The sequence below is a fragment of the Paenibacillus harenae DSM 16969 genome (assembly GCF_000422465.1).
GTDB classification, from domain to species: Bacteria; Bacillota; Bacilli; order Paenibacillales; family Paenibacillaceae; genus Pristimantibacillus; species Pristimantibacillus harenae.
Genome location: NZ_KE383844.1, coordinates 309,070 through 334,584 on the forward strand (window position 1 = coordinate 309,070; position 25,515 = coordinate 334,584).

19 protein-coding genes and 1 pseudogene are annotated in these 25,515 nt (G+C 52.6%); 7 read left to right on the forward strand and 13 right to left on the reverse strand.

All coding sequences use genetic code 11. The annotated features are described in order from the left end of the window. Nucleotides 1-462: hypothetical protein (locus tag H581_RS38490; protein ID WP_036720075.1), on the forward strand; the 462-nt coding region annotated here is incomplete at its 5' end. Between the two features lie 386 nt (nt 463-848). On the opposite strand, the gene H581_RS0125450 is transcribed toward H581_RS38490, so the two are convergent. Both H581_RS0125450 and H581_RS0125455 read right to left on the reverse strand, forming a co-directional pair. Continuing rightward, nucleotides 849-1,967, reverse strand: a complete 1,119-nt coding sequence (locus H581_RS0125450; protein WP_028612454.1) for a S1C family serine protease — start codon at nt 1,965-1,967, stop codon at nt 849-851. A gap of 12 nt (nt 1,968-1,979) precedes the next feature. After that, nucleotides 1,980-3,227, reverse strand: coding sequence for an FxLYD domain-containing protein (locus H581_RS0125455; RefSeq protein WP_028612455.1), 1,248 nt, complete (start codon nt 3,225-3,227; stop codon nt 1,980-1,982). Nucleotides 3,228-3,711: 484 nt separating this feature from the next. Between H581_RS0125455 and H581_RS0125465 the strand changes: the two genes are divergently transcribed. Next, nucleotides 3,712-6,777 carry an ATP-binding protein gene (locus H581_RS0125465; protein WP_028612456.1) on the forward strand — a complete coding sequence of 1,022 codons (3,066 nt, stop codon included), beginning with the start codon at nt 3,712-3,714 and terminating at the stop codon, nt 6,775-6,777. A gap of 18 nt (nt 6,778-6,795) precedes the next feature. On the opposite strand, the gene H581_RS0125470 is transcribed toward H581_RS0125465, so the two are convergent. From H581_RS0125470 to H581_RS0125490, 5 genes are all read right to left on the reverse strand, one after another. After that, on the reverse strand, nt 6,796-7,932 hold the full coding sequence (locus H581_RS0125470) for a response regulator (RefSeq protein WP_028612457.1): 1,137 nt from the start codon (nt 7,930-7,932) through the stop codon (nt 6,796-6,798). A gap of 112 nt (nt 7,933-8,044) precedes the next feature. Next, the gene (locus H581_RS0125475; RefSeq protein ID WP_028612458.1) at nt 8,045-10,063 is read right to left on the reverse strand and encodes a bifunctional diguanylate cyclase/phosphodiesterase; all 2,019 of its coding nucleotides are present in this window, start codon (nt 10,061-10,063) and stop codon (nt 8,045-8,047) included. Between the two features lie 250 nt (nt 10,064-10,313). Next, nucleotides 10,314-11,192 (reverse strand): UTP--glucose-1-phosphate uridylyltransferase GalU, encoded by an 879-nt coding sequence (galU, locus tag H581_RS0125480; protein ID WP_028612459.1) that lies wholly within the window; start codon nt 11,190-11,192, stop codon nt 10,314-10,316. 118 nt (nt 11,193-11,310) lie between these two features. Beyond that, nucleotides 11,311-11,901 (reverse strand): CGNR zinc finger domain-containing protein, encoded by a 591-nt coding sequence (locus tag H581_RS0125485; protein WP_156889692.1) that lies wholly within the window; start codon nt 11,899-11,901, stop codon nt 11,311-11,313. 30 nt (nt 11,902-11,931) lie between these two features. Then, a complete protein-coding gene (locus H581_RS0125490; protein WP_245600151.1) occupies nt 11,932-12,675 on the reverse strand; it encodes an MBL fold metallo-hydrolase in 744 nt (247 codons plus the stop codon). A gap of 341 nt (nt 12,676-13,016) precedes the next feature. On the opposite strand from H581_RS0125490, the gene H581_RS0125495 reads away from it, so the two are divergent. Then, nucleotides 13,017-13,781, forward strand: coding sequence for an SDR family oxidoreductase (locus H581_RS0125495; RefSeq protein ID WP_028612462.1), 765 nt, complete (start codon nt 13,017-13,019; stop codon nt 13,779-13,781). Between the two features lie 98 nt (nt 13,782-13,879). On the opposite strand, the gene H581_RS35390 is transcribed toward H581_RS0125495, so the two are convergent. From H581_RS35390 to H581_RS0125510, 3 genes are all read right to left on the reverse strand, one after another. Continuing rightward, entirely contained in the window at nt 13,880-15,607 is a 1,728-nt protein-coding gene (locus tag H581_RS35390) for a metallophosphoesterase (RefSeq protein WP_245600152.1), read from the reverse strand. A 255-nt stretch (nt 15,608-15,862) separates the two neighbouring features. Beyond that, nucleotides 15,863-17,251 carry a sensor histidine kinase gene (locus H581_RS0125505; protein WP_028612463.1) on the reverse strand — a complete coding sequence of 463 codons (1,389 nt, stop codon included), beginning with the start codon at nt 17,249-17,251 and terminating at the stop codon, nt 15,863-15,865. After that, the gene (locus tag H581_RS0125510; protein WP_028612464.1) at nt 17,248-17,922 is read right to left on the reverse strand and encodes a response regulator transcription factor; all 675 of its coding nucleotides are present in this window, start codon (nt 17,920-17,922) and stop codon (nt 17,248-17,250) included. Before H581_RS0125510 ends, H581_RS0125505 begins: the two co-directional genes overlap by 4 nt. Nucleotides 17,923-18,078: 156 nt before the next feature. Here H581_RS0125510 and trxB point away from each other — a divergent pair, with 156 nt between their 5' ends. From trxB to H581_RS0125525, 3 genes are all read left to right on the forward strand, one after another. Further along, nucleotides 18,079-19,023 (forward strand): thioredoxin-disulfide reductase, encoded by a 945-nt coding sequence (trxB, locus tag H581_RS0125515; RefSeq protein WP_051251369.1) that lies wholly within the window; start codon nt 18,079-18,081, stop codon nt 19,021-19,023. Between the two features lie 242 nt (nt 19,024-19,265). Continuing rightward, a complete protein-coding gene (locus H581_RS0125520; RefSeq protein ID WP_028612466.1) occupies nt 19,266-21,182 on the forward strand; it encodes a glycoside hydrolase family 13 protein in 1,917 nt (638 codons plus the stop codon). A 220-nt stretch (nt 21,183-21,402) separates the two neighbouring features. Then, the gene (locus H581_RS0125525) at nt 21,403-22,488 is read left to right on the forward strand and encodes a nitric oxide synthase oxygenase (RefSeq protein ID WP_028612467.1); all 1,086 of its coding nucleotides are present in this window, start codon (nt 21,403-21,405) and stop codon (nt 22,486-22,488) included. Between the two features lie 104 nt (nt 22,489-22,592). Here the strand turns inward: H581_RS0125525 and H581_RS0125530 are convergent, their stop codons facing one another. Further along, nucleotides 22,593-23,822: an aminopeptidase gene (locus tag H581_RS0125530; RefSeq protein WP_028612468.1), complete on the reverse strand. Its 1,230-nt coding sequence runs from the start codon at nt 23,820-23,822 to the stop codon at nt 22,593-22,595. 458 nt (nt 23,823-24,280) lie between these two features. On the opposite strand from H581_RS0125530, the pseudogene H581_RS39765 reads away from it, so the two are divergent. After that, nucleotides 24,281-24,470: pseudogene (locus H581_RS39765) on the forward strand (transposase); the annotation flags it as partial. A 106-nt stretch (nt 24,471-24,576) separates the two neighbouring features. Here H581_RS39765 and H581_RS0125540 read toward each other — a convergent pair. Both H581_RS0125540 and H581_RS0125545 read right to left on the reverse strand, forming a co-directional pair. Continuing rightward, complete coding sequence (locus tag H581_RS0125540) at nt 24,577-25,086, reverse strand: SRPBCC domain-containing protein (RefSeq protein ID WP_028612470.1); 510 nt, start codon at nt 25,084-25,086, stop codon at nt 24,577-24,579. A gap of 63 nt (nt 25,087-25,149) precedes the next feature. Then, the gene (locus H581_RS0125545; protein WP_028612471.1) at nt 25,150-25,479 is read right to left on the reverse strand and encodes an ArsR/SmtB family transcription factor; all 330 of its coding nucleotides are present in this window, start codon (nt 25,477-25,479) and stop codon (nt 25,150-25,152) included. Nucleotides 25,480-25,515: the final 36 nt, after the last annotated feature.

Below are 25,515 nucleotides of genomic sequence, written 5' to 3' on the forward strand. Positions count from 1 at the left end.
TTCCCGCCGGGGCCGGGGCCATTCCCGCCGGGGCCGGGGCCATTCCCGCCGGGGCCGGGGCCGTTCCCGCCGGGGCCGGGGCCGTTCCCTGTTCCGTTTCCGGTACCTTTCCCGTTCCCGTTTTTCCCGGGACCAGGGCCTATAGCGTCGGTAACGGTTGTCATTAACGGCGGCAGATTTTTCCCTCACGTCACGCAAGCCTATCGCGTGCCTTTCCGTCCGGGGCTGACGATTTATCATGCCCTTGCCGAGACGCGAGTCGTCCGCTTCAATGTATACGGTCAAATCACATCCGTCAGCGGCATCCCGATCGGCGGCAATATCAGCTACCGGCTCCTATTGAACGGCCGTATCATCCCGGCGACGCTGCTTAGCTTCCCGGTTCAACGCAATAACTCTGTCGCGCTCGAGCTGATCTATTCGCATTTTACACGCGAGGATGAGCAAGAGAGCTTTGAGTAACAAACGAAACAAAGAAGAGCTGGAACGGAACGTCTCCCCGGACGTTTCCTTCCAGCTCTTCTCTTTTCGTGACAATTCCCTCTCAGTTAGAAAGGACATGACCGGCACCGGTTAACCCTATTGTCGCATATGGAGCCAAATTGCCTATTTTCACTTCATGAAATCCATCATAGAGAGTAATCAAAGGTCAAATGAAATCATGTTACTGCAATAATCCAGTATAGCGTCCAGTTCGAGTTGGTGCGAGTGCGGGTGCCGGTGCGACCGTTCCACTAACCCTACGCGGATGCGACCAAGTCCGTTCCTCCCACTAACCGGCGTTCGGATGCGACCGTTTCTCCACTACCCGTACGGGTGCATCCCGGCACACATTCTCCCAAAATCAGCTACTTTATCGCCTTGCCTTTGCCGCTCAACAGCTTCAGTTGGTCATTCTCGTAGCCGACCTCGTAGGTTACCTGATATTTGCTGAGCACATACTGGCCCTCTACCCGCTCATCTACCGATAACACGGCAATGACGGTCGCCCGGTCATCTTCGCCGCCGCTAACGTGCATGTCATCGATGACCACATTCCGGGTGCCGAGATAACCTTCGCGGAATTTCTCGTAGCTCGTGCCTTCCTTCCAATTGCCCCCAAGGAGGGAATACGCATAGACATAATCCGCATTATTTAGGCTGTCATAGAAATGCGTAACGAGATAGCCGGCTAACTCGTCGATCGACGATTCTTCCGCCAGCCCCGCCGATTCATCATCCGTCTCTGCATCAGGCAGCTCATCCATCGGCTCTCTCGACCAGCTCTCCGCAAGATCGATCACGTTGCCGATCGGAATACTGAAGCCGATCGAGCCTTGCTCGTAGCCCGCGGAATTGATGCCGATAACTTCTCCGGTTTCCTGGTCGACAAGCGGTCCGCCGCTGTTGCCCGGCGCGATCGGCGCCGAAATTTGATACAGATCGGAGTATAGATAAGGCTCGATTTCAAAGCTTCGGCCCAGCCCGCTTATAATGCCCGTCGTGACGGTGTTCTGAAAGCCGAGCGGGCTGCCGACCGCCAGCACCTCGTCCCCGACCTCTGCCGTTTTATCGCGTACGACCTGCAGCGGCTCCGTACCGGCCAATGCCGGAACACGCACTACGGCTACGTCCGTCTCCGTGCTTATGCCGATGACCTCGCCGTCCAGTTCGTTAGCGTCAGCCGTTTTTATTTTCACCTTACGTGCCCCGGCTACGACATGCGCGTTGGTGATCAGATCTCCGTCGAGATTATAGAGAAAGCCGGAGCCCTGCGAGCCGTTCTCCGTTTCGATCATAACGACTAATTTCTGCGTTTTAAAAATAATATCCTTAAGCGTCTTCGACTCCCTCTCCGCAGATACGGCTAGCATCGGCTTGCCGGTCAGCAGGTCCGGAACCTCCGTATGTACGGCATACGCCGCCCCTATCCCTCCGCACAGGATCAGGGCCGATGCGACGATGCTTGTCCATGCCCGTTTTCTCATCCCATCGCCCCCTTAATCCAAATACCAAGTCGCATGATCGACGACGACGGTCGTATTCTCAACATATACCCCATACACGGTGCTTATAAAATTCATCGTCTCTCCGGGTTCCACATATTCAGGCGTCGCTAACGCCGTTCCCGTGCCCACCTCTTTGCCTTCCGCATCATACACCGTAAACTCGATCGTAATCGAGTAGATCGGACGGGTGGCCGCGTTCTTTAATTCGCCTTCGATGTTCAGATCACCGAATTCATCCAGCGTCGATTCAATCTTTACGACTTCCACCGCAGCCGTCTGATTCTTCAAATCTTCTGCGGCCGCTTGCTGCATCGCCTGCTCCAGGCGCTGCCGCTCCGCCTTCTCAAACTGCTTCTGCTCCCGCTCAATCCGCTGCGACAGCTCGGTCAAGCGTTCGTCTTCTGCAAAAGCCAGCCCCCTGGCCGTCACATCCAGCGCGTCGCTATAATTTTTTTCCTTCAACAACGCCAGAGCATCCTCATAGCACAGCTCTACGATTCTCGCGATAATCTGCTCCTGCAAGCCGGCTGTTTCATCTTTGTCTAAAACTTTAGCGGCATGAAGCTTTTCCTCCAGCTCATCGACCGTATTCAAACCGGCAAGCTCCGCCGATAATTTCATAACACCGAGCTTCACTTGAATAGTTTCCAGCCGCTCTTTCGATTTCGCGTAAACAGGCTCATCATGTCCGATCAAACCATCCTTCGCCTGCTCAAGCGCTTGCTCCGCTTCAATTAACTTCTGATCCTTCAGCTGCTCTCCGGCGGCTTCAAGCGTCCGATTCAGCTCCATCACCTGACGAACAATATCCATATCCGCTTGAACCGCGGCAAAGTCCGGCCGGGCCTCGGCCGCTTCCGCAAGCTTCGCCAGCGCCTCCGCATATTTGCCCGATAAAGCCTCGGTCTTCGCTTCGCTCTGAAGCCTCAGCACTTTATCATTTATTTCCGATTGATACATATAGTAGGCCAGCACGGCTGCAGCGGCGGCAATCGCAAGCAGCAGCGGCGCGAGCCATACCCACATGGATCGTTTGTCTTTCGTTTTCATGATTTCCGATCTATTTAACGGCTCATCGGCCGGTTCCGTCACAATCGAAACGTTCGTCATCGATATTCCGGCAGCCAGCTCGGCGCTAACTAACCCTTCGGCATCTTCCTTCTCAGCAAGCAGCCGGCCGCATTGACTGCAATAGACGGCATCGTCTGTCCGTTTCTTCCCGCAATGATGGCAATACACTTACGTTCATCCCCCAGCCCACATTCTCTCCCTGTATATCTATCTATTCTATATGAAAAAGTAAATGATCTCCATTCAAAAATAAAGGGAAAGGCAAAACAAGCCGTCCCCTCATCTGAAAGATTTTGGGAACGGCTTGGCAAGCTTAATTCGGGTTGATTACCGGAGGTCCTAACGGACCATGTCGTATCTTCCGCGCCGAACACAATGTCCGCCTGCTGCTTGGAGAAGCAGACATGGTCCATTTCTCCGTTGCCGGGGTCGGATACGGCTGCGTCATATGCCGGAACCGGAATCAGCTGATATCGCTCCATCCAACTTTAATCGTTCCGCTCGACTAACGTAAAGGAATTGTATAGGTCTATTCGGTATAAATGGGTAGAACGAAAGAAACACGGTGCGGAGAGAGAAAATCGTTCTGGTGAAACGAAGTGCTTTAAAGTATGATTTAAAGAGTTATTAAATGAATCCGGATTGGTGACATATGACAGCGAATAAAAAAACAATTGTAATTCTCATGCTCTTTCTCATCGCAATAACGGGGATAAGGCTAACCTGGCTCCATATTCAAAAGCCTTTAGATCATCCTCAAGCAGTAAACGGCACGCTGGACCTGCACGGCTGGAACCTTCCGGACAACCGTACGATTACGCTAAACGGGGAGTGGGAGTTTTTCCCTGCGCGCATGCTCGAGTCAGAAGAGGATGTTCCCCCCTCCGAAGGCGGAGAGGAAAAAAAATACATTCAGGTTCCCGGTAAATGGAAGCATGCGTTTCCGGATAAACGCAACGGTTCCTTACGCTATGGCACATACAAACTGAAAATTCTTCTTGGCGACAACGCCGATAATCAAACCCTCAAATTAAGAATAAATGAAATCCGCAGCGCCTCTGCCGTATATGTGAACGGGCAGCCGGCAGAGGGAGCCGGTCAACCGGCGGAAGAAACTGAACTGCACCAGGCCCGGAACATTCCATACTCCGTCTCCCTCCCTCCCGGAGAACAGCTTGAGCTTATGATTCAGGTTTCCAATCATGCCGGAAACGGCGGGATTACGAAATCGATTCATTTCGGTTCGGTTGAAGCGATTAATCATCGAATTTTACTTTCCATAAGTCTGCAAGTGATACTCTGCGTTGTCTTTTTGGTACATGGACTGTATGCCGTCATGCTCTATCTGCTGGGGGCTGCCAATAAAGGGATGTTCTATTTTGCTATGGTCATCCTCAGCGCCGTTCTAAGCGTGGTGGTTGCGGACGAGAAGCTGCTCTATCTCTGGCTCCCTTTGCCCTACGAGGCAACCGTTAAAATAGCTCTATTGACTTATACCAGCGTCGTTGCATTCATCCCGCCCCTGCTCAGGCAGTTGTTTCCCGAGTTCGGGAATGCTAAGGCGCTGCGCTTGTTTGCAGGCTTCTGTACGTTATACGCCCTGTTCATCCTGATTGCGCCGATGTCTTACGTGCTTGCATTCAGACCCGTGCTGTCGGTCGTCCTGCTGCTTTCCGTCATTTTTTCGGCGCATATTTTGCAATCCGCAATCCGGAAGGACAAGGACGCCATTTATTTGCTGATCGCCTGCTCCAGCCTTGGGGCTAACATTGTATGGACGGTGATCAGCGCCAGAGTATCATATGAGATGATGCATTATCCGTTTGACCTGATCATTACCGTATTGAGCTTTGCCGCCTTTTGGTTCAAACGTTTTTTCAGATCAAACGCGCAAACGAGGCTGCTTGCCGACCAGCTTCAGCTGGCTAATAAGCAAAAGGACGATTTTCTGGTCAACACCTCGCATGAGCTGCGCAACCCGCTGCACGGCATCATGAACATTACGCAGAGCTTGCTGGACGATCGTACCCACCCGGCAAACGAAGAGCATAGGGAACGGTTGGAGATTCAGATCGCCGTCGCCAGGCGTATGTCGCTGCTGCTGGACGACCTGATTGACGTCACGCGGCTGAATGAGAAGACGATCCAGCTGCAGCTCAAGAGCGTCCATGTGCAATCTGTCCTTACAGGCATTATCGAAATGCTCAGATTTATGCTCGACGGCAAACCCGTTTCACTACATATCGATATGGCCGACAGCTTCCCCGCCGTCAAGGCGGATGAGAACAGACTCATTCAAATTGTTTTTAATTTGCTTCACAACGCGATCAAATTCACAGATGAGGGCACGATTGCCGTCAGCGCGTCTATCGCTGGCGGAATGGCGCATATTCATGTTCGGGATACAGGAATCGGGATGAATGAAGAGACGCAGCAGCGAATTTTCTCCCCCTACGAGCAGGGCGAATCGAATCGTTCAAGATCAAGCGGAGGTTTCGGGCTCGGGCTTAGCATCAGCAAGCAGCTTATCGAGCTTCATGGCGGTTCGATATCGGTCGACTCTTCACCCGGACAAGGCTCCGTCTTCACCGTCACTCTGCCTTTATCCGAGAATGCCGATCATCCTATGGAAGCCGGGAACTTCTCTTCCGACGTCCTTGCCCTGCCGTCCGCCGCTGAAGCGGATGCCGTTGCAGACATGCCTGCAGCGGCTTCAGCCGCCGCGGCTAACAAGCCGAAGCTGCTGCTCGTAGACGATGACAACGTTAATTTAAAAGTTTTGACGGACATTCTATGTACGGTCCAATATGAGATTGCAACCGCCACAAGCGCATCCAAAGCGATCGCCATGCTGAAATCCGCGCATTTTGACCTGATTATATCGGACGTGATGATGCCGCACATATCGGGGTATGAGCTGACCCGGCTCATCCGGGAACGGTTCACCATCTCGGAGCTTCCCGTCCTTCTCCTGACGGCAAGAAATCGTTCGGAGGATATTTATGCCGGCTTTCAAGCGGGCGCGAACGATTATGTGGCGAAGCCGGTGAATGCATGGGAGCTGCGCTCCCGCGTCCATGCTTTAGTGGAACTGAAGTCTTCTATCGAGGAACGGCTGCGGATGGAGGCGGCCTGGCTTCAAGCCCAGATTCAGCCGCATTTCCTATTTAACACATTAAATTCGATTGCGGCGCTCGGAACGATGGACATTGACAAAATGCAGGCTTTGCTTGAAAAATTCAGCCATTATTTACGGACCAGCTTCGATTTCCACAACTCCAACCGTGTCGTTTCGATCGATCGGGAGCTTGCTCTCGTCCAATCCTACTTATTCATTGAGAAGGAGCGATTCGGCGGGCGGCTGGAGGTTCAATGGGAGCTGGATGCGGACATCCACCTTTTATTACCTCCCTTATCCTTGCAGACGCTTGTAGAAAATGCCGTGAATCACGGCATATTGCGGCGTGCCGGCGGGGGAATCATTACGATTCGGATTGAGAATGCCGAGGATTGCTTCGAAGTATCGGTGCATGATAACGGCGTGGGCATGCCTGAAGAGAAAATTAGGCAGGCGCTCGATAAGCCCTACGATGCAGGCAAGGGGATCGGCCTGCGAAATACGGATCGCCGCCTGAAACAACTGTATAATAACAAAGGACTGCATATCCGAAGCGCTCCGGGCCAGGGGACGACCGTCGCCTTCCAAATACCGAAATAAGGAATGACCCGCAACGGTTCATTCCTTATTGTCCCGCTTCCAATTGTCGTACCATACGGAAATGTGCATACTTGGCAGCTCGCTTAATTCTTCCGCTAGGGCGGCTGAAAGCAAGCGATATTGGCGATGCACCGAAATGCGGTTGTTGGCTGCCGCATAGATTTGCATTAATGCAAAATGCGCTTCCTCCGCCTGCGGGTGACGATCGCATATTTCAATATATTTCTCAATCGCTTTATCCCGGAGGCTGCAGGACAAGTAAAACTCCGCCAGCTGATAGGAAGTTCGGAGCCACAGCAGCTTTAACCGTTGGCGCTCGCATTCCGCCCACCAATATTCAAATTCCTGCAAGTAGTCTCCTGCGTACAAGTCCATCGCCTTCTCGTAATCCTCGATCGTTTCGTTCGTTATTGGCAGTCCGGACTGAATTCGGCTCTCCCACTCCGCCACATCCAGCGCGACCTTCCCGATCGTTAGAATATAGCCTTCGGTCGCATTCGATATGGTGAAATGATCGCCATACGGCTCCAATGTCTTCCGAATATGGTAGACGGAAGTATACAATTGCGCGTAAGCTCTGCCCGTCTCGTACTCCGGCCATAGCAATTCGATCAAGGTTGACTTCCGGACCAGCTGTCCCCGGTGCTGCAGCAAGTAGAGGAATAGCTCCTGCACACGGGTCGTCCGCCAGCGCATAGTCGTAAACTGGTCCCCGGATTCAATCGATACTTGTTGAAACAGGTTCATTCTAATCGTCTCTTTATCCGCTCTGGGAGAAACGGATGCTTCCTCCAGCCGTGCTTGCAAGCGTTGTACGGTCTTCAGCAACCGCTCCGATTCAACCGGCTTCAGCACGTAATCGAGCGCATTGAGCTCGAAAGCCTGGATGGCGTATTTATCATAAGCCGTTACAAACACGATATTCAATTTAGGCTTGCTTTCCAAAATCCGAGTCGCCAATTCAATGCCGTTGACTTCAGGCAGGTGGATATCCAGAAACACCACATCGGCATCTTCCCGAAGAATACTTCCCTTGGCTTCAATCGGATCGATGAACTTGCCTATAATTTCAATAGCGCCGCCGGAAACCTTTAACAGCTGATGCTCCAAGTAATTTAAAGCCAGGTATTCATCATCTACAAGAATAGTTTTCATTGAGACACCCCATTCGACTGTCTGTCTGGCGCCCAAAATTGCCATCTGCATTTCGCCGCAATAAGCAGGACAAGCATAGTATACGAATTTCTTGTGATTTTGTCGAATGATGTCAGTCGGATGTAAGAGGGATTCCGACCAAGCTGCCCGAACTTTTTATCCACTCGTCAATTTCATTCGGATGCAGGGGCTTTCCGTAGAAGTATCCCTGCATGACATGACAGCCTAACCGGGTCAATAATGCAATATGCTCCTGATTTTCCACCCCTTCGGCGATCACGTCCAACTTCAGATTTTCAGCCATTAAAATGATGGCATTAATAATTGCCCGTTTGCTGGGCGTCTCCAAATCGTTCGTAAAAAGCCGGTCCAGCTTTAAAGCATCTATGGGAATCCGGTCCAACAGCCCGATGGAGGAATAGCCCGTTCCGAAATCATCCATCGAGACTCTGACGCCTAATGCGCGAATTCTCTGCAGCTGGCGGATAATATCGTTAATGTCATGCACCACCACGGATTCCGTTATCTCCAGTTCTAATAATTGCGGATCCAATTCCGCCCTCTCCAATATATCTTGAATCAGCTCAAACAGGTTGTCGCTTTGAAACAGCTTGATGGACAAATTCGCGGAGACCGGCTGCGCAGCCCCTTTCGCTTGCCATAACTTGCACTGCTTGCACGCCTCTTCCAATGTCCATCTCGTCATGGGGACGATGAGCCCGGTCTCTTCCGCAATCGAAATAAACTCAAGCGGCGACACCACGCCCAATCGAGGATGATTCCACCTTATCAACGCTTCGAAACCGACTAATCCATTCGTTTTCACATTCCATTTGGGTTGATACACCATAAAAAACTGTTGAAGCTCAAGAGCCCTCTGCAGATCCTTTTCCAGCTCCATCTTCCGAACCTCTTGAACGCCCAGTTCCTCGTTATAGACGCAGAATCGATTTTTCCCGAGGCCCTTTGCCTTATACATGGCCGTATCCGCGTTTTTCAGCAATGTCAGCCGTTCCGGGCTATCAATAACTCCGATGCTGATTCCTATGCTTGCCGTAACGTACAGCTCATTGTTTTCGATATGATAGACCTTTTTGATTTCATTCAAAATCTCGCTAGCCAACCGTTCCGCACGCTCCGCGCCGCATTGCTTCTCGATAATCAGAAACTCGTCTCCGCCGATCCGGAATACTTGCCGGGTTCCGTTTATGAACTGACGCAAGCGTCCGCCAACCTCGTGAACCAGCAGGTCGCCCACATTATGGCCTAACGTATCGTTGATCGCCTTGAATTGGTCCAAATCAAGAAATAAGATGCCCACCCGCTCATTGCCGGCATGCGAATCAAAGAAACGGTTCATTTCATTTCGGTTCGGCAAGCCCGTAATGGTATCCTGGTAAGCCAGCCTCTCCAGCACATGACGGTCAAAAAACATGGCCCCCCACGATACGGCCAAAATAATAAAAATGGTAATGGTTACGCCATATAGAAGGAAGAGATCGGATGACGGATTGTGTTCCATGACCGTCCCGGCATGGTTTTGAAAGCGCGCCGCCTTCATTCCCGTATAATGCATGCCGCAAACGGCAAACCCCATAACAACGGCAGATAACCATTTTGTAAGACTTGATCTCGAATGATTCCTGAATCGCAGAAACAACAACAAGGCGACATAGGATACCACTAACGCAATAACAGCGGACAATGCCCAAATGACGCGGTTATAACTAAGATGAACGGGCATGATCATGGCTTCCATCCCCATGTAATGCATCGTCACGATCCCGCTGCCCATAACAAAACCGCCGATGGCGATTTTGTGCCAGTTAATCGCTTTAGGCATCGTAATATAAAATGCAATAAACGACGAAATTACGCTGGCCAGCATAGACATTACGGTCAGAAAAACATCGTATCTCACGCTCGTATTCAAATGAAAGGCGAGCATGCCGACAAAATGCATGGACCATACGCCGCTCCCCATGACAAGAGCGCCGGCAAACAGCCAAAAGAATTTCGTTTTACCGCTCGCATCCGAGATTTTGGCCGTAACATTTAATGCGGAATAGGAAGCCAGTATCGCAATTACGATCGATAGGCTAATAATATAATAGTTGTAGCTTCCATCCATTCATCTGCCAACTCCTTCAAAGCTAATAAACCTGCTTATCCATTTCTTTTTTATCACTCTCCGCACAATAAAGCTTTATTTTAATCAGCCGAACTATACAATTTCTCGACTTCAGTCCTAACAAAAACGACCCCGTTGCACCATCGTGCATGGAATCGCCTTTATGGAACGCAAGCTATGATTTTCGCAATAAGGACATCGCTCCTCAAAAACGAAAGGCCGCCCCGAAGACGGCCTCACATTCTTCTGCTTATAATTGCGTTTCCTTAAGCCGCTCAATTAGATACTGCCGGACGTCCGATCCGAGATCGGCGCGTTCGAGAGCGAAATCGATCGTCGCTTGCACGAAGCCGAGCTTGTCGCCGACATCATGCCGACGGCCGTCGAAGCGATAGGCCGACAGCGATGCGATACGGTTCAGCTGCTGCAGGCTGTCGGTCAGCTGAATTTCGCCAGCCTTCCCCGGCTTCGCCCGCTCAAGCAGCTCGAAGATGGCCGGGTCCAATACATATCGCCCGACGACCGCATAATTGGAAGGCGCCTGACCGGGAGCCGGCTTCTCCACGATATCGCGGACGCGGGCTACCTGCTGCCCCGCCTCAATATCAACAATGCCGTATTTATGCGTCTGGTCCCAAGGCACCTCCATCACCGCCACGACGGATGAATGCCGCTGCTCGTACACGTCCATCATTTGGCGTAAGCAAGGCGGGTCGGAGGTCAGAATATCGTCGCCGAGCAGCACCGCGAACGGTTCGCCCGCAATAAAGCGGCGGGCGCACAATACGGCATGACCAAGACCAAGCGGCTCCTTCTGCCGCACATAATAGATGTCCGCAAGCTGCGAAATTTCCCGCACCAGCGCCAGCATCTCCTCATTATGGCGCGCCTCCAGCTCCATTTCCAATTCAACCGATTTGTCGAAGTGATCCTCGATCGCCCGCTTATGCCGCCCGCTGACGATCACAATGCTTTCGATTCCCGATTGGACGGCTTCCTCCACAATATATTGGATGGCCGGCTTATCGATGATCGGAAGCATTTCCTTCGGCTGCGCTTTCGTGGCAGGCAAGAACCGCGTGCCTAATCCGCCTGCCGGAATAATCGCTTTCCGTATCCGCTTATCCATTCACGTATCGCTCCCCATCGTTCCTCTAGTCTGCATGAAAAACATTTCTGCTTTCATCATAACCTTTCCGCACGCAATAATCTATCTGAGGGGGAGAGGAAGGATATTTCCTCCTCGATCAGGCTTTCTTCTTTTTGTTCTTCTCGTAGAACTGCGTCGCTTTGCGGCGGTTGCCGCATCGCTCCATGCTGCACCATCGCCTTTGCCCGCTCTTGGAAACATCAACGAAGTGAAGGATGCAATTCTCATGCTCACATTTGCGGATTCTGTCCGGCGGGACGCTGCTTAACGTATCGAACATCGAACGGATAATGGTATAGCCAATATGATCCATAGGGGTTTTGCCTTCGTACTCCAATACAAGCTTAGCGCCTTGACAACTCGTTGTCAGTTTAACTTTCAGAGCTTCCGTATACGTCTTGATCTCATCAAATACGGATGCCGAGAGGCTGCCTTGGCACTCTAAATCGTTTAGAACTTGTGTGAACATGTTACGCAATGCCGCAAGCCGGTTTCTTAAACGGTCATGATTCACTTGGTCTGATGGATGGTCTATATCAGGCAGCAATAAGCCGTTCTCCTCAAGCCATGACTTGATTATTTCGGGGTCAGCCAACAGGTCGGCCGGTTGTTTATTGCGCATGACCACGGTGTTCAGCAAGTTGATCCAAGCGGCTCCGCCTAATGTAAACAGTGATTTATCCATCATATTTCAGCTCCAGATTGAGATTAATTCAGACTATAAGGTGATCGTTTCTTTGGAATCCAGAATAACCACATTCAGTTCGCGGTTTGCGTTTGCCGCCTGGAGGCGGGCAAGGATGTCAGGCGTTTCTGTATAAAGAGGCGGGTGATGGATAGCCCTGTAATGGATTGGCACTAATGTGGATGCGCCCAAAACTGTTGCTGCCGCTACCGCTTGCTCGGGAGATAAGGTGATCGGCTGTCCGCTAGGCGTCATTCCCGGAAGCTCCAAAACTGCTGCATTCACGGGAAGACAGGCCGCATCGAAGGGGCCGTAGGTTTTCGCTATTTTCCACCAATAACCGTGCCATAACGTATCCCCGCAGTGAATGAGTTTTTTTCCGCCGCTTTCTACTATCCAGGCGACTTGCGGATCTCCGATGCCATCAACCGAATAGGTTGCCGTTATCTTCATATCACCGATCGCGAACGATTCGCCCAGAGCCGATTCATGGATGTTGTTCAGAGATGTTTCTCTCGCAAGCTGCGCCGTTTCCTTAGGGAAGTATACCGGAATATCATCGCCATAGTAAGCGGATATGGCCTCAGGGTCGAAATGGTCACCGTGATGGTGGGTGATCAGGACGACATCGACTGGACCGAATTCATGAAGAGGATACAAAGTTTCGTGCGGCCGGTTGAATTTGCTTGGAAAATGGAATAGAGGGTCGATTACCACATTTGTTGCTTTCCCTTGTATGCGAATGCCGGCCCATGGAAGCTTCTGAACGATCATCATTACCATTCCTCTCGGTTTAAGGTCTAACCCCTTTTCATAACCTTTAATAATTTGTTTATCAGGTTATATTTGGAGTATGCATCCTTTTTTATAACCTGTCAATATAATTTATAGAGGTTAGTGAATTTGATTTTATTTCGACTTACAAATGACCGACTTCTGTTACAACATCCACGCGGAGAAAATAAAACAATTGTCGGAGGACAAGAACAATATATTCATTTCCGAAGTCGGAAGAAGAAACTTGGGAACAAGCACGAATTAGAGAGCAAGATTACAAAATTCACCTTGTGCTATAACTAATGTTGTACTTATTTAAAGACAAAGAGGAGATGAGACGAATGCATAAGTTGAAGGGCAAGGTTGCTTTAGTTACAGGCGCAAGCAGAGGGATTGGAAGGGCCATTGCGGCACGCTTGGCGCAAGAAGGCGCATTAGTAGCTGTTCATTATGGCAAGAACGCGGAAGCAGCGGAAGCAGTCGTTCGTGATATGGAGCGGATCGGGGGGACCGCGTTCACGATTGGTCAGAAACTGGGGTCATCAGAAAGTATACAGGCTCTGTATAAGGCATTGGATGAAGCATTAAAAGAACGTACGGGTGACACTCGCTTCGATATTCTAGTGAACAACGCAGGGATTGCCCTATCGGCTCCTATTGAGGATACGACGGAGGAAGCTTTCGATGATATCATGACAATCAATGTAAAAACACCGTTTTTCCTGACTCAACAAGCTTTGCCGCGTTTACGGGACGAAGGCCGAATTATAAACCTGTCGTCCGCTGTAACAAGAATTTCACTGCCCGCCATTCCCGCCTACAGCATGACCAAGGGAGCAATCAACACACTGACGCTCGCCTTATCCAACCAACTCGGCCCGCGTGGAATTACGATCAATGCCATCCAACCTGGATTCGTGGCCACGGATATGAATGCCGGGATGCTGCAAGATCCTGCCGGACAGAAATTCGGCGCTGATTTTTCTACCTTTGGAAGATGGGGGCAGCCAGATGATGTCGCGGATGTCGCCGCTTTTTTAGCCTCTCCTGACAGCCGCTGGGTTACCGGGCAATTGATTGACGCCAGTGGAGGCTCTCATTTGTAAGCGGACGTGAAAACCAGCTAATGTTTAATGACATATAAACCGTCAAAAAAAGCCCTCGTCGTATGCAAAAAAATGAACGAGGGCTTTCTTCTTAGTTATTATGCTTTACTGCCTACGGTGAAAGTCGCCGAAGCTACGGCATCGTAGCCGCCGCCGTAGAAATAAACGAATTTGTACGTCATACCTTCTTTGTACCTGTCCGGGTAACCATTGTTCCTCGGATCATACGTAAATTTGAATGTTCCGTCCGTCACTTGCGCGTACATCCACCAGATCGAGGCGATTTCTCCCGGCGTTTCATTCACTTCGTATAACCCGATCCAATCGCTCTGAGGCGCTCTGGCGTTCTCGACCGTAACTTCTGCCGTATCTTGTACGCCATTTAATACATTTGTCGACAACGTTATCGTAACATCCTTCACTGCGCCGTCGAGCGTTTTGCCCAGTGCCTTTAAAGACTCTCCGCTTTCATTGCCGTATGCGTCAAGAGCGCGGACCTCGATCTTGTACGTCGTATTCGGCTGCAGTCCGTCGAGGGTCAGCATCAACGGATTCGGGACCGGATCTTTGTAAAACTCCGAGAACGCGAGATATTCCTTGGCGACTTCCCCTGTTTCCGCATTCTTTGCGACGATATTATAATCATGAACGAGCAGATTGTCTTTCGCTTGCGTCAGCAAAACGGTCAGCGCGGTTATCGTTGTTTTGTCGTCTACGACGGAAAGCATCGCGTCTCTGTTGAAATAGGGCGCCTGCTTGTCCCTTCTCGCATCCGTATATTTGAAGTTGTGCTTATTGGCGGGGTAGCTGATTTCAAAAGGTTCGCCCGTCCAGTCATTGTTGTGGATATCGCGGCGTTTGATCAGCACCTTGTTGTTGTGAACCTCTACGATGAGAGCTTGGTTCAAGACATCGGCGCCGTCGGGAACTTCCCCTTGGATTCTTCCGGCATCAAGCCACAAGTAGGCTCCGGTGGACGTTCCGATGGATGTGAAATCCTTTTGATGAATGATTCTGGGATCGTCTAACGGATAGTGCGTGTGGCCGGAGAACGAGATGACTTGCGGGTACGGTTTCAAAGTGTCGTAGAACAGATCTCTGTTTACCGTGAAGCCCCATTCGCTGCCGTAGATCGTGCCTATGATCGGCTGGTGATGGAAGACGAAGATCGGTTTTTTCGGGTCGTCTTCATGCGCCAGCTTCAGCTTCTCGCTCAGCCATCCGATTTGCGTTTCGGTGAATGTTCCTTCAGTCGCGCCGTCTTCCGTACCGAGAACGATAAAATGATACCCTTTAATTGCCTTATGAAAGTAAATGGATTTCATTCCTGTTTTCTCGAGAAACAGGCTTTGGGCGTCGGCAACAGACAAACCGTTCCAGTAGTCATGGTTGCCGATGGCGCACAGGGAGACATCGGCTTGTTTTTTCGCGTTGTAGACGGACATCAAGCCGTCATATTCTTTTACCGCGCCGTTATCGGTCAAATCTCCGACCATCATGAACGCATCTTGCCTCGGGACTGCGCGGTTCAACTGATCCATTGTTTCGGTGAACTTCTTCAGGTTTCGGTCGTTGGAAGTTTGGATGTGAATATCGCTGATCACCGGGAAGACGAGATCGGGTTTATTCCAATGCGTCAGCCGCGCGGATGGATCGGACTCCGCTGCCGCTTTCAAAGGATGAAGCGAGTCCGCGAGCGACAAGCCGATCACGGCGCCGGCGAGCTTGGTCGTTCTTAGCAGAAAGGTGCGCCTATCCATTCCCTGATTCGCGACGTCATCCTTACTTCCGTTCATCTGCCGGTTCTGCTTGTCTTCTTTCATCATCTTGAGCCTCCCTTTCATATTGAATTTGTCTTTCATTCTATCAAACTATAATCGACCAGCGTAAAGCGGTTGTAAGAGAAATAATATAAATATGTAAAGAGGATCGCGCTCTGTACAACTTCATTTCATGTATGGGTTACAGGTCCAAAGCAATACGCCGACCCCCGCAAGGCTTTCGAAACGAAGGATGTGACAATGCCTTGAAGGGCTGCCGCCGCTGTCTAACGGGCGCCATTTCAAAGCATAGCGTTTGGTTTAAGCTTGCGCCACAAGGGGGACACGTACGATAAAGCTTGCGCCGGCAAGCTGGTTGACGTGCGGATCGAGCATGATACTGCCGCCATGGATATTGATGATTTTCTTCGCGATAGCCAATCCAAGCCCGCTGCCGCCCTTGCTTCTCTCCCTGGAGGCATCGCCCTTATAGAACCGCTCGAACAACCGCTCCCGGTCCTCCTCGTGGATACCGACGCCCGTATCAGTAATCTTCACGACGGCGAAGCTGTCCTGCTCCGTCAGCGAGAAAGAAATTTTGCCTCCCTCCGGCGTGAATTTCATGCTGTTGGACAGCAGGTTCATCCACACCTGGCTCAGCTGATCGCGATCCGCCCGGATCACCGTCTCTTCCATGAGCAGCTCCACCGTCTGCTTCTTTGCGAGCCAATGAGGCTCGCAGGCGAGCACGACATCTCTTAATTGCCGGTCCAGACGATAGGATTCCGGGTGAAAAGGATGCTGCTGCGAATCGAGAGATGCCAGATTGAGCAGATTTTCGCTTAAGCGCGACAGCCTGGTGCTTTCTTGCTTAATGATGTTCACGTAACGTTCCCGTTCCGCTTCCGTCACGTCCTCGCTTCGCAGCGCTTCGGCGAAACCGCCGATCGATGTCAGCGGCGATTGAATCTCATGCGATACGCTGGCGACAAAGTCCTGGCGCATCAGCTCAAGCTGCGACAGGCTGTGCGCCATCCGGTTCATGCTGCCCGCCAGCTCGCCCAGCTCATCGCCCCGCTTTTCCGGCAGACGCACCGAGAAGTCCCCTTCCGCCATCCGGGTTGCCGCATTTGTCATCATCTTCAGCGGCCTTACCAGATACCGTGCCGCCACCAGGATGAGAGCCCCCCCGACGATCAGAATCGTAACGAGCAGAGTGACGGCCGTCCATATAAAATTGCTCGTTTGCGGGAACCGGTCCGGCTGCACGAATACCGCCCAGCTCTCATTCCCGAATTGCACGCGCTTGCCGTAAGCAGGCGGAGCAGGCGGTCCTTCACTCTCCTGATCGAACATATTGACTCTGACATCGTTGCCTCCAAAAACGCTGACAAGCTGCTCATATGTAATTCTCTCTATCATCGCCTCGGCTCGCCCGCCCACCATTATGAGACGACTGGAACGGTTAACCGCCGCGATTGACAGACCCTGAAGCGACGACATTTCTTCCAGAAACTGCTGTATCGAAGCCGGCTTCGATACGGCATATAGCTGCTCGATCCGGTCGATGGAGCTGATCAGCTGATCCGGCAGCTGTCCCCTCGCATCCCGCTTGAACAGCTGGTTCGTGAACAAAAAAGCTACGCCGATGCTGATCACCACAATGATAAGGAAGGTAGCCGTAATCCGGACGTACAGGCTGCGGATCATAACCACTCCTCCAGTCTGTAGCCCAGCCCGCGTATCGTTACGATGCGGAAGCGGCAAGACTCTTCGGGAAACCGGTCCCGCAGCCTTTTGATATGGACATCGACCGTCCGTTCGTCGCCTTCGTAATCCATTCCCCATATTTGCTCGATAAGCTGGTCGCGCGAGAAGGTTTTGCCCGGGTAGCTGGCCAGCTTGAACAGCAGCTCGAATTCCTTGGGCGGCAGCGTCACCTTCTTGCCCCCTGCGGTCATATGAAAGTCGGTCTGATTCATTTGGATACCGCCAAACTCCACCGTCTGGGACGAGGCGATCCGATACCTTTTGAGCAGCGCCTTAACGCGGACGATAAGCTCCGGCGGATCGAACGGCTTCACCATATAATCGTCCGCACCCAGCTCGAAGCCCTTTACCTTCTGCGAGGTCTCGCCTTTCGCCGTCAGCATGAGAAGCGGTATATCATAGCTTGAGCGCATGGATGCGCACAACGCCCATCCGTCCATGCGGGGCATCATCACATCGATAATGGCAAGGTCCGCTCGCACCGCCCCCAGCTTCTCCAGCGCGTCAACGCCGTCTATCGCTTCGATGACCTGGTATCCTTCCCTTCGCAGGAAAAGGCTGACCAGCTCCCGGATATTTGAATCATCGTCTGCTACTATAATTTTGGGCATCGATTGTGTTCCCCCAGTTAAACTTTTGAGTCCTGACATCAAGCATACAACAGCAACATGAACGTTACATGAACGATATTGACATGAATTGCAGTTTATAATAATTTTAAAGTAGTACTTATTATTTTACACAGGTTCCGAATGGAGGAAATAGATATGGTATACAAAACAATAATTATCGGCACCGGTCCCGCGGGACTGACATCGGCTATTTACTTGGCGCGCGCCAACATGGAGCCGCTCGTTATCGAGGGCTGGCAGCCGGGCGGCCAATTGACGACGACGACGGAAGTGGAAAATTTCCCGGGCTTCCCCGACGGCATCCTCGGCAGCGAGCTCATGTCCAATATGCGCAAGCAGGCGCAGCGTTTCGGCGCGACGTTCAAGACCGGCTCCGTGAAGAGCGTTGATTTCAGCAAACGGCCGTATACGCTTGACGTCGAAGGGCTTGGCGAGCTTCAAGCGGATTCGATCATTATCTCAACCGGCGCGTCTGCCAAGTATCTCGGCATTCCGGGCGAGCAGGAAAATATCGGCCGCGGCGTGAGCACCTGCGCAACCTGCGACGGCTTCTTCTTCCGAGGCAAAAAAATTATCGTCGTCGGCGGCGGCGACTCCGCGATGGAGGAAGCGGTATTCCTTACCCGCTTCGCTTCCGAGGTTCGTCTCGTTCATCGCCGCGAGGAGCTGCGCGCTTCGAAGATCATGCAGGATCGCGCCCGCCAGAACGACAAAATCGTCTGGAGCCTGAACCGCACGCCGCTCGAAGTAGCCGCTGCCAGCATGGGCCTACAAGGGTTGAAGGTGCGCAATAATGAAACGGGTGAAGAAGAGCTTCTCGAGACCGACGGCTTGTTCATCACGATCGGCCACACGCCGAACACCGGCTTCCTTGGCGGCCAAATCGACACCGACGAACAGGGCTACATCATCGTGAAGCCCGGTACGACCGAGACGAATATTCCAGGCGTGTTCGCCTGCGGCGACGTTCAGGACCGTCAATACCGTCAGGCGATTACGGCAGCAGGCAGCGGCTGCATGGCGGCGTTGGACTGCGAGCGTTACTTGGAAGCTCAGGTTCATGAGGCGGTACACGTTTAAAATTTTTTTAACAAAATGGCACTAGTACAAAATGTGCAAATTATGTATAATCATTTTGTTGAGAGATACAATAGAAAGGCAATGCTACCGCAACCATATGTTCTCCTTGTGCTTCGCGTGAGCGTCGCCTGAACATTTTCAATGGGAAAGGTACAACCTCGGCTTTATTAAGCAGAGGTTGTACCTTTTTCGTGTTTTACGATACAAATTGGCAGAATAAATCCTGAAGGAGCGATGAACGAATGTTATTAGAAGCGATTTATCACAGACCGAAGCAGAACTGGGCGTATGCCTACGACGGCAAGACGCTGCACATCCGCCTGCGCACGGCCAAAGGAGACGCGGACACGGCGGAAGCCGTTGTCGGCGACAAATACGCTTGGACGCAAACGGTCACAACCGTCGCCATGCGCCTTCTCGCATCCGATGCCCTGTTCGACTATTGGGAGACGGCCGTAATCCCGCCCTTCCGCCGGCTGCGTTACGCGTTCCGCTTAACAAGCGGAGAAGAGACCGTTCATGTCACGGAGCAAGGCTTCGTTCCGACGCTGCCGGATAATCCGAATACGTTCTTCGACTTTCCTTATATGAACCCTGTCGATGTGTTCGAGCCGCCGGCCTGGGTGAAGGACGCCGTCTTCTATCAAATCTTCCCCGAGCGGTTCGCGAACGGCGATCCGTCGCTTGATCCCGGGAATGTGCTGCCTTGGGGCGGCGAGCCTACGCCTCAGAACTTTTTTGGCGGAGACCTGCAGGGGGTTCTCGACCGTCTCGACCATCTCGCTTCGCTCGGCATTAACGCGGTTTATTTCACGCCGATCTTCGAAGCGACGACGAACCATAAGTACGATACGCAGGATTATATGAAGGTGGACCCGCATTTCGGCACGAACGAGAAGCTGAAGGAGCTGGTGGACGCTTGCCACGCCCGCGGAATACGCGTCTTGCTGGATGCGGTATTCAACCATTCCGGCAAAACCTTCCCTCCTTTCGTCGATGCGCAGAAGAACGGGCAGCAATCGAAGTATGCGGACTGGTTCCATGTCCGGGAATGGCCGCTTCAGGTCATGGACGGCGTTCCGACCTACGAAACGTTCGCGTTCGAGCCGTTAATGCCGAAGCTGAACACGGAGCATCCGGAGGTCAAGCAGTATCTTCTCGAGGTCGCGCGTTACTGGATAGAAGAGATCGGGATCGACGGCTGGCGGCTTGACGTCGCGAACGAGGTCGATCACCAGTTCTGGCGCGAGTTCCGCCGGACGGTGAAGGCCGTTAATCCGGAGGCGTATATCCTGGGCGAAATTTGGCATGATTCGATGATGTGGCTGCAGGGCGACCAGTTCGACGCGGTCATGAACTATCCGTTCACGAACGCGGTGCTTGATTTCTTCGCCTATCGGAAAATCGATGCGCGTTCCTTCGCCGATGCGATCGGCGCCCAGCTCGCCGCCTACCCGCAGCAGGTGACGGAGTCCGCGTTTAACTTGCTGGACAGCCACGATACGCCGCGCCTGCTTACGATCTGCGGCGACAATACCGAAACGATGAAGCTGTCCGCGTTGTTCCAGCTCACCTATCCGGGAACGCCGTGCATTTATTACGGCGATGAGGTTGGAATGGGCGGCGGCGGCGATCCGGACTGCCGCAAATGCATGGTGTGGGATCCGGCGGAGCAGAATACGGAGCTGCTGCAGTTCTACAAAGCAGCTATCGGGCTTCGCCACAGCTTCCGCGCGCTCCGCAGCGCGGATATCCGCTTCGTGCACGTCGGCGGCGCAGACGGCACGCTCGCGTATGAGCGCCGCGACGGCGATCAGCGGCTGCTCATTGCGCTGAACGCGCGAAGCGAAGCGGCTGAGCTTCGCTTCGCCGTAGAGGCTGCCGCAGCAGACGCCGCGCCGCATGCGGTCGGCTTCACCGGCTTCGCGGAGGCGGCCGGTGGCGCCGTGTCCGCAGCCGATGACCCGGCTGCGGCAGCTGTACCGGCTGCTGCTGCGCCAGCTGCAGCCGCTGCTCGTGGAGGCGGCGCGTCAACCTGGACGCCGCTGCTCTCAAGCAGCAGTGACGGCGGCGCGTCACTGGCGACCGATGCTGCCGGCCGGCTGCAGCTTACCCTGCCGGCATACGGCTATCTCGTTTTGCGGCAGGTACACGCATAAACTATGCTTTATGGCAGCCCCGCTCCCTCGGTGGCTGCCTTCTTTTTTCAAAAAAACCGTCTCATACTCAAAAGAACCAAGTACCTGCCAATGCTAATATCCCCGCCTTATTTTGTCCACATCTCCTGTGTCGGAATATTGAACGCCGGTACGGCTCCGCCGCATGTCGGTTATACTAATAACGACGAAACTTAATTCATGAGCTAAAGAGGGAATCGATTTGCATACGGCACAGAAGCTCTTTCACGAAGCTGAACAATTTATAGCCGCCTGCTATGCGGAATTAGACAAAGCGGACCATATTGATGCAAGGCTGCGCCAAATTCAAGCCGATATCGAGAAGACCGGCTATTATGAGCACACCTGCGAGGAGCTGTCCCATGGGGCAAAAATGGCGTGGAGAAACAGCAACCGCTGCATCGGACGCTTGTTCTGGCAGACGCTTGAGGTCATAGACGCCCGGCAGCTGGAGCTCGAGGACGATATTTGCGGCGCGCTGTTTCATCATATGAAAGCCGCGACCAACAACGGATTAATCAAACCGACGATAACGGTATTCAATCCGGGAATAAGGCAGGAACAACAGGTCCGGATTTGGAATCATCAGCTTATCCGATATGCGGGTTACGAGCGTGAGGATGGGATTCTAGGCGACCCGGCGTCCGTAGCTTTTACAAAAGCTTGCATAGAGCTGGGCTGGGAAGGCTCCGGTACCCCGTTCGACGTGCTGCCGCTGGTCATTCAGACAGGAACGAAGCCGCCGAAACGGTACGACATCCCGAAGGAGCTCGTGCTGGAGGTTCCGCTCTCGCATCCGGAATATCCGGCCTTTGGAGACCTGCAGCTGAAATGGTACGCGGTACCTATGATTGCGGATATGCGGCTGGAAATCGGGGGCATCGCGTACACGGCCGCTCCTTTTAACGGATGGTACATGGGAACGGAGATCGGCGCGCGCAATCTGGCGGATTCGAACCGTTATGATATGCTGCCAAGAACAGCCTCTCTTCTCGGGCTGGACACAAGCAGAAGCAGTACGCTGTGGAAAGACAGAGCGCTTATCGAGCTGAACATCGCCGTCCTTCATTCGTTTAAAACCGCAGGCGTCAGCATTGTCGATCATCATTCGGCGGCTGCGCAATTTCAACGATTCGAAGAGAAGGAGCGCATGAGCGGACGCCGAGTCACCGGTGAATGGTCATGGCTTATTCCGCCGGTCTCCCCTGCCTCCACTCATCTATTCCATAAGTCCTTTGACAACAGCCGCGTACTGCCGAATTTCTTTTATCAGGAGCTTCCTTATTAGGGACTGTACAAGTGTAAACCGCTTTGACTTCTGGCGTTCCGTTAGCAGCCGCTTCATGCAGCCCGGTTCAGTGCCTTCTTAAGCGTGATGCCGGACCCGAATCCCTATGCCCAGTTCCCCGCCCGAAAGACGGGTTCGACCGTTCCGTCCGGCAGTTCGCCGTCAATGTCCAGCTCGGCCGAGCCGATCATGAAATCGACGTGGGTCAGGCTGACATTGGCGCCGCGGGCCAGCAGCTCGTCCGGCCCCATCTTGGTCCCGCCCTCCAGATTGGAGGGGTACGCGCTGCCGAGCGCAAGATGGCAGGAGGCATTCTCGTCGATGCCGGTGTTGTAGAAAATCCGGTTCATGCGCGAGATGGGCGAATCATACGGCACCAGCGCCACTTCGCCGAGATAAGCTGCGCCTTCGTCCGTCTCCAGCAGCGTTGTCAGATGCTCCCGTCCCGATTCCGCGTCATATTCGGTTACCTTGCCGTCTTTAAACGTAAGTTTGATGCCGTCGACGAGCCGTCCGTTCAGGTTAAGCGGCAGCGTGCTCGACACCGTTCCGTTCACCCCGGTGCGGCGGGGCATCGAATACACCTCTTCCGTCGGCATGTTGGCGACAAAATAGACGCCTCTTTCGTTCTCTCCGCCGCCGCCGCGCCACAGATGGCCTTCCGGCAGCTCCACGCGCAGATCGGTGCCCGGCGCCCGGTAATGCAGGCTGCGGTATCGCTTGGCGTTCATCCGGTCCTGCGCCGCTTTCAGATGGGCGATATGCTCGCGCCATGCCTGCACCGGATCTTCGCTGTACACCCGGTTCATGCGGAACACAGCCTCCCACATCGCATCCACGCGGCGCTCCTGCGCCAGATCGGCGAATACCTTGTCCGCCCACGCCCGCGTCGGCGCTTTGATCAGCGACCAGCTGATCCGGTTGTTACGGGTATAAGCCTGATAATTTTTGCGGGCGACGGCAGCCGCCTTCACCGCGGTCGCGACTTTCGTTGAATCGATGCCATTGAACAATTCAGGATCCGGCACTTTAATATGCAGAATCGCGCCTCCCTCTTCGGCCATCCTCTCCAGCGCGTCGGCCTGCCACTGCGGGTAATAGCCGAAGGAGTCTTCCGGCGCCTTCTCGTAACGGATGCGGGTAATCGCTTCATCCTCCCAATCGACCTGTACCAGCTTGGCGCCCGCTTCGTACGCCTTGGCCACGACGAGTCGGGTAAATTCCGCCGATTCCAGCGGTGACTGCACGATCAGCACTTGTCCATGCTGGACGTTGACGCCGACTTTTACAACCAGATTCGCATATTTCTCCAGCATTTTCTTAAATGAGTCCATGTTCTTATTCGCCTCCATAGGGTTAGACTGTACCGTACCAGTTTACCACTGAACTTCGTATTCCTAAAATAAAGGGAAGCTCCGCTTGCCTGGATCACAGGCTCCTGTGACCTTTTATCAAGCAGAGGCCCTGTCTGCGTTCTAGGGATGCCACCGGCTGCTCCGTATTTGCTGAAGCAACGCATGAAGCAAACGCATCGAAGATTTTCTTTTCAGGGAGTATTATTTTTCTAATGGTTGCCATTACCGTTAATTCGCCGATTTTAGCCTCTTTCATGATTTAACGGTTGTCATAGATCCTATTTCCTTGTTTTCTAATGAGTTCGGATAATAATAGTACAGATAGCGGCGATTATAACCGTTAGGTTTTCAAGAACGGCTTTTTGGGGCGAATAGCGATTATGGCAACCGTTAGACCATTAGAGCTCGTTGCTCAGCCGATATGTACGGTCTCGTTGCTATCTGTTCGAAGAATGATTGAACCGGAGAGCGCGTTTAAGCAAATGAAGAACAACCGAGGATTCCGGCGATTTCTGCTTCGAGGCCTAACCGAAGGTAAGCCTAGAGGTCGGGTGGCTTTCGCTCGCCCCCAATTTGCTCAAGAAGGCGGCAATCGACCAAAAACCAGAAATGGCGGTACAGGGCTGACCTCCCTGATACCGCCATTCCTTATTTTTGACGTTCTTCATCAAGCGAGCTGTCTTGTTAAGTGAGCAGACCTGCTTTGAACTTTTGAGACAGCCCCTTTTTCTGATTATTTCCGAACTTGCAAATACTCTTCTAGACGATCCCAAGTTTCCGTAATCCCCTGCTCCATTCCCATATCGATAACGGATTTTAGAGCTTCGGCGGAAACGTACACGGCGCGGTTAACAATCTTCGTCTTACCAGCCTCCTCGATGAAGGACAGCGTACATTCCGTGGAAGGCATGGCGTCCGATTCTATTCCCTCGGCATCCGAGAAATAATCGACGTAAACGATCTTATCGGGCTCATCGATTTCCCGATAAACCGACTTGCCCCAAGATTCCATCCCAAAGAAGTCTCCCTGATTTTTATCCATACATTTCATGCAGTAGTGCCAGGAGCCGCCCGGACGGAAATCCATGTTGGATACAGTAGTCTCCCAGCCGCGCGGACCCCACCATTGCTTCAAATGCTCGCCATCGGAGAAAACCTTGAATACGAGCTCCTTCGGCGCATCGAATACACGCTCCAACGTAAGGACATTTCCGTCTACCTTCGAAATCATTTTGTTCGTCATAATAAAATTCCTCCTAATAATGGTTTTATGATGTTTTTTCTTTAACCATCTCACTCATCGATGTTAATCCCGTTCATTATCTTGCCGTCTCAAATTTTGCAGGTATTTCTCCAAGTTATCGAACCGTTCGTTCCAAATGTGGCGGAAGGTATCGAGCCATCCGTCCAGCGCCTGGAGCGGCTCAAGCCGAAGCTTGTAATGGCGCCGATTGGCGTCTGCATGCACCTCGACCAGCCCTGCTTCGAGCAGCGCCTTCAGATGCTTGGATGCCTGCGGCTGGCGGAGCTTCAGCCGGTCGGCGATTTCTCCGACGGTGAGCGGTCCATCCAACAGAAGCTCCACGATCCGCAAGCGGTTTGGCTCGGCCAGCGCGCTAAACGTCGCGGCGTCCATCGCTTGCAAGTTCCTTTAACAATTCCGATTCTTCAT